This window comes from Flectobacillus rivi (genome assembly GCF_030056655.1).
GTDB classification, from domain to species: Bacteria; Bacteroidota; Bacteroidia; order Cytophagales; family Spirosomataceae; genus Flectobacillus; species Flectobacillus rivi.
Genome location: NZ_JASHIE010000044.1, coordinates 1 through 573, shown reverse-complemented (window position 1 = coordinate 573; position 573 = coordinate 1). Strand labels below are relative to the sequence as shown.

Here is a 573-nt window from a genome sequence, read left to right as displayed (position 1 = left end):
AAACTCAAGCGCATGTATGCTGAATTAGCCTTGGAGCTGGATATGGCAAAATATGTCATAGAAAAAAAGCTCTAAAGCCTTGTGTCAAGCGAGCACTTGTGCGAGAGTTGAAAGAACTCTATCCAAGAGGCATTAGCAAGGCATGCCGTATCTTCAAAACGAGCCGAAGCAGTTTAGGCTATCAATCCGTTAAGAACGATCAAGTGTTAATGGATGAGTTATCTCAATTGAGTAAAGATCATCCTCGTGAAGGCTTTTGGAAGTTTTACTACCGTATGCGCAATGCGGGTCATCATTTCAATCATAAGCGAGTGCATCGGGTGTATGTGCAGATGGGACTTTCTATTCGTAGAAAGGCTAAAAAACGTCTTGTGGCTAGAGTAAAAGAGCCCTTAGAAGTTCCCCAAAGCTTTACTCAAACTTGGAGCATAGATTTCATGAGTGATGTTTTGAGCAATGGGCGTTCATTCCGAAGCTTTAACGTGATAGATGATTACAATCGAGAAGTACTTTTCATAGAGACAGACTACTCGCTCAAGAGTAGTAGGGTGATTTATATTCTTCGCCATTTGG

2 pseudogenes are annotated in these 573 nt (G+C 41.5%); both read left to right on the top strand.

The features are described from left to right. Window positions 1-156, top strand: a pseudogene (locus tag QM481_RS24970) (IS3-like element ISLbl2 family transposase); the annotation flags it as partial. An 83-nt stretch (window positions 157-239) separates the two neighbouring features. After that, a pseudogene (locus tag QM481_RS24845) lies at window positions 240-573 on the top strand (IS3-like element ISLbl2 family transposase); the annotation flags it as partial.